General features: G+C 60.9%; 3 protein-coding genes. 2 read left to right on the plus strand and 1 reads right to left on the minus strand.

Translation table 11 applies throughout. From position 1 onward, the window contains the following. The first annotated feature begins 63 nt into the window (after positions 1–63). Both VGG64_10200 and hydA read left to right on the plus strand, forming a co-directional pair. Positions 64–933, plus strand: coding sequence for a nitrilase-related carbon-nitrogen hydrolase (locus VGG64_10200; protein ID HEY1599964.1), 870 nt, complete (start codon positions 64–66; stop codon positions 931–933). A 54-nt stretch (positions 934–987) separates the two neighbouring features. Further along, entirely contained in the window at positions 988–2,388 is a 1,401-nt protein-coding gene (hydA, locus tag VGG64_10205; protein HEY1599965.1) for a dihydropyrimidinase, read from the plus strand. A gap of 39 nt (positions 2,389–2,427) precedes the next feature. On the opposite strand, the gene preA is transcribed toward hydA, so the two are convergent. After that, positions 2,428–3,480 (minus strand): NAD-dependent dihydropyrimidine dehydrogenase subunit PreA (preA, locus tag VGG64_10210; protein HEY1599966.1); only part of this gene is annotated, 1,053 nt, incomplete at its 5' end.

Consider the following 3,480-nt stretch of genomic DNA (forward strand, 5'->3'; position numbering starts at 1 on the left):
ATTCGTCTTCGTCGGGTAGTATAGGGGCAAATCAATTTCGTTGTCAGCAGTCGGTTGAAGCATATGCCACGAATAGTCCGCGGCGGATTGATCCAGGCGACTCTCTGCGAGCCAGCCACATCGCCCGTGGCCAAGATCAAACAGGCGATGATCGAAAAGCACGAGGCGCTGATTGCCCAGGCCGCCCGAAAGGGCGCTCAAATCGTCTGCCTGCAGGAGTTGTTTTACGGCCCGTACTTCTGCGCTGAACAGCAGACCAAGTGGTACGACCTGACCGAACGCGTGCCCGATGGCCCAACGACCGTGCGGTTTCGCGAGATTGCCAAGAAGCACGGCATTGTCCTGGTGCTGCCGGTGTACGAAGAAGAAATCACTGGCTTGTACTACAACACGGCAGCGGTGATCGACGCAGACGGCGCGTACCTGGGGAAATTCCGCAAGATTCACCTGCCGCAAGTGTCGCCTGGTTTTTGGGAAAAGTATTACTTCCGACCGGGCAACCTGGGCTATCCGATCTTTCATACGCGCTTCGCCGAAGTCGGTGTCTACATCTGCTACGACCGCCATTTTCCCGAAGGCGCGCGCTGCCTGGGGCTGGGCGGCGCGGAGATCGTCTTCAATCCGTCGGCGACCGTGGCCGGACTGTCTGAGTACCTGTGGAAGCTGGAACAGCCGGCCCATGCGGCGGCGAACGGCTATTTCGTCGGCGCGATCAATCGTCCGGGCTGGGAAGATCCCTGGCGCATCGGCGAGTTCTACGGTCAGAGTTACTTCTGCGATCCGCGCGGTCAGATCGTGGCTCAGGGAGCGCGCGATACCGACGACATCGTGATCGCGGATCTCGATCTGGACATGATTCGCGAAGTGCGCAACACCTGGCAGTTCTATCGCGACCGCCGGCCGGAAACGTATACCGCCATCATGGCGCCTTAGCAAGCGTACGAACAAGATCGCCGTCCAACACGCGGCGAACGTTGGAATGACGATATGGCGCTCTTGATCAAAAACGGTGAAATCGTCACGGCCGAAGAACGCTACCGCGCCGACATCTGGTGCGAGGGCGAGACGATTACGCGGATCGGCGCCGACCTGAGCGCGCCCCCCGACAGCGACAGCGCCGATTGCCAAGTGATCGACGCCCAGGGCAAGCTGGTGTTCCCCGGGTTCATCGACCCGCACGTACATATCTACTTGCCGTTTATGGGGACCTTCGCCAAGGACACGTACGATACGGCCAGCCGGGCAGCACTTGTGGGAGGGACGACCACGCTCATCGAAATGGTCTGCCCCAGTCGCGCCGACGACCCGTGGGAATCCTACGAACTCTGGAAGTCTCAAGCGGCTGGACGCTCGGCCTGCGACTACGCTTTTCATATGGGTGTGACGCGCTTCGACGAGCGCACGCCCGATTTATTGCGGCGGATCGTGGCCGACGGTACGGCCTCGTTCAAGGTTTTCCTGGCCTACAAGGGCGCCTTTGGCATCGACGACGCCGAGCTATACAACACGCTGGCGCTTGCCCGACGGCTGGGGGTGATCGTCACGGCGCACTGCGAAAACGCCGAGCTGGTGGCGCAGTTGCAGCAGCGACTGCTCAGTGAAGGAAAGACCGGCCCCGAATGGCACGAACCATCGCGCCCGCCCATGGTCGAAGCCGCAGGTGTGCAGCACCTGGCGACCTTCGCCCGGGCGACCGATGCGCATGTGTACGTGGTTCACACGTCGAGTGACGACGCGCTGTCGGTCGCTCGTCGCGCGCGCCAAGAGGGGGCGCGGCTATGGGTCGAGACGGTGGTTCCTTATCTGGTGCTCGACCGAACGTTTGCCGAGCGGTCCGATTTCGAGGGCGCCAAATACGTGATGTCACCGCCACTGCGCGAGCCGCGGCATCAGCAGGCGTTGTGGAACGCACTTGTGGCGGGTGAGATCGATACGGTCGCCACGGATCACGCGCCCTTCGACTTTCGAAAGCAGAAGGAGATGGGACGCGACGATTTCACCAAAATTCCCAATGGTATCCCCAGCGTCGAAGAACGCGTTCGCCTGCTGTATACCCACGGCGTCGTGCCCGGGCGTATCGATTTGCACCGGTTTGTCGACGTCGCTTCGACGAAAGCAGCCAGGTTGTTCGGACTGTTTCCCCACAAGGGAACGATTCAAACGGGTGCCGATGCGGACCTGGTAATTTTTGATCCGGCCTATCGTGGCACGATTTCGGCCAAGACACAGCAAATGAACGTCGACTACAGCGCGTTCGAGGGATGGCCGATTCAGGGGCGTGCCGACATGGTCACGGTGCGCGGTCGAATCCAGGTGCGCGACGGCAAATTCATTGGCTCGAATGAGCACGGTCGAATGCTCCGCCGCGACCCGACACACGGCGCGTGACCCCCACCGCGATGAAAAGTGAATGCCGTCGGCGCAGGTTCAACCGCGGGCCAGGGCGTCGGTCTGTTTCACGAAATCGTCTCCACGCCATTCTTGATCTTTGGCCACGGCGCGGTCGTGAGAGTGCGCGGTTGCGGCGGCCTTTGATTGTTGGCGACTTTCGGCCTGGCGACGGACCAGGTCGGCGTGCGTCGTGAAGTATTGCAGGCTGTGCCCTTTGAAATCAGTCAGCGTGCCGAAACCGTGCTGGTCCATGAAGGCAGCCAACTGGTCGATCATTTCCGCCACGCAACGATAGCCGACTTTCATGACGTGCGTGCAGACTTGCACGGTGTCGCAACCCAACAGAATAAACTGCGCTGCGTCGCGCCCCGATTCGACGCCGCCGATGCCCGACAGACTGCGCCCCGGAAATTCCTGACGGATCAACAGGGCGATTTCGGCGCACATCCGCAACGCAATCGGCATCACGGCCTTGCAAGAGTAACCGCCGAAAGTCGTAAAGCCTTCGACCGTTGGCTCGGGCCGCAATGTTTGTAGGTTGATGCCGATCACGCTACGGATCGTGTTGATAGCGCTGATCCCCGCACAGCCGGCCGCTAGCGCGGCGCGCGATGGATCCTCGATGTGCGTTACATTGGGCGTCATCTTGGCCCACACGGGCACCTTGGCCGCACTGCTGACCCAGTCGCAGACTTCCTTGAGGACCTCGGCGTTCTCGCCCATGGCCGAGCCCATCCGTCGCTCGGGCAGGCCGTGTGGGCAAGAGAAGTTGCACTCCAGCGCATCGACGCCGGCCGCCTGGCAGCGCTCGACGATCTCGATCCAGGCGTCCCGCCGATACTCTTCCATGATCGAAGCGATCAGCACGCGGTCGGGGTATTTGTCCTTGATCTGCTTGAACTCATCGAGCCAGACGCTGAACTCACGATCGCTGATCAGCTCAATATTTTCCCAGCCAAAAATCTCCTGCGACTCATGGGTGCGCAAGCGCCCATAGCGCGGCTGCACGTTTATTACCTTCGACGCATCCAGACTGACGGTCTTGCAGATCACCGCGCCCCAACCCTCATCGAAGGCCTTGCCGATGAC

This window comes from Pirellulales bacterium (assembly GCA_036490175.1).
Lineage (GTDB): Bacteria > Planctomycetota > Planctomycetia > Pirellulales > JACPPG01 > JACPPG01.

Bases quoted from the DNA above. Each gene is read 5' to 3' on its own strand.
- VGG64_10200 (HEY1599964.1), top strand. From the start codon at position 64: ATGCCACGAATAGTCCGCGGCGGATTGATCCAGGCGACTCTCTGCGAG.
- hydA (HEY1599965.1), top strand. From the start codon at position 988: ATGGCGCTCTTGATCAAAAACGGTGAAATCGTCACGGCCGAAGAACGC.